We start from the raw sequence: 915 nt of genomic DNA on the forward strand, positions 1-915 counted from the left end.
TTGGTCGAGGGGAAGCCGATAAGCATTGGTAACGTCGCCTATGTCCTCGAGACGGATGCGTAGCGTCTTAACCGGTGGTACAAGGATTCCCTGAGTGGCTTCCGTGAGGCAGCGCGGGACGGCAGGATCTATCAAGATGATATCGAGGTCCGGCGAGAGGGAGGTCGAAAAAAGATCAGGGTGCCGATCCTCAAGGAGTCAAACGTAGGCTCCTATATGGCGATCGATGAGAAGACGATCGATGGTGTCTGCTACACGATCATCAGCAACCGGGAGACGAGCAAGGTCGCTCTGACGGCCGATACGCTCAGGACCTCCGAGCTCCGGCAGGTTCTGTCAATGTTTGCGGTCAAGACCAAGATGAAGGTCTTGAGTGTGACTCGGGACATGGCTCCGAATTACGACTGGCTGGCGAGGACGACCTTTCCCAATGCCTATCAGGTGGCGGACAAGTTTCACGTCCTCCGCGAAGTCCTCGAGCAGCTCCAGAGCGTCCTAATCCGCCACCGCAAGCGGTTCTTGCGCTGGAGCGAAAGAAGAATAAGACGGTAAAAGAGAAGCTGGCCCTGCAGGAAAAGTTCTCCAACGACGACACACTAAAGCAACTCCTACACCGCTCGAGGGGTCTCCTTTTCAAGCGCAAAACGGAGTGGACCGACGATCAAAAGGAGCGTGCAAAGATACTCTTCAAGCAATTCCCCGAGATCGAGGAAGCCTACGAATACTGTCAGAGGATCCGTAAGTGATACGAGCCTATCCGACCGCACTACAGCGATCGTAAGTACAAGATAAAGGAGGCAGATCTTATGCTCATCACCAAAGAGGGGATGGAGAGTGAGGTAGAGGAGAGTCTGTACCCCCACCCCCCCTCTGCCGGAGGTTCGATCTAATACCGGTAAAAGAATTCTCTAATAC

The 915-nt window shown here is 54.0% G+C and carries 1 protein-coding gene; it reads left to right on the plus strand.

What is annotated here, in order from left to right; all coding sequences use genetic code 11:
• The first annotated feature begins 180 nt into the window (after positions 1-180).
• Positions 181-552, plus strand: a complete 372-nt coding sequence (locus HMPREF2890_RS09365) for a transposase (protein ID WP_070467418.1) — start codon at positions 181-183, stop codon at positions 550-552.
• Positions 553-915 lie beyond the last annotated feature (363 nt).

This window comes from Porphyromonas sp. HMSC065F10 (assembly GCF_001808555.1).
Lineage (GTDB): Bacteria > Bacteroidota > Bacteroidia > Bacteroidales > Porphyromonadaceae > Porphyromonas_A.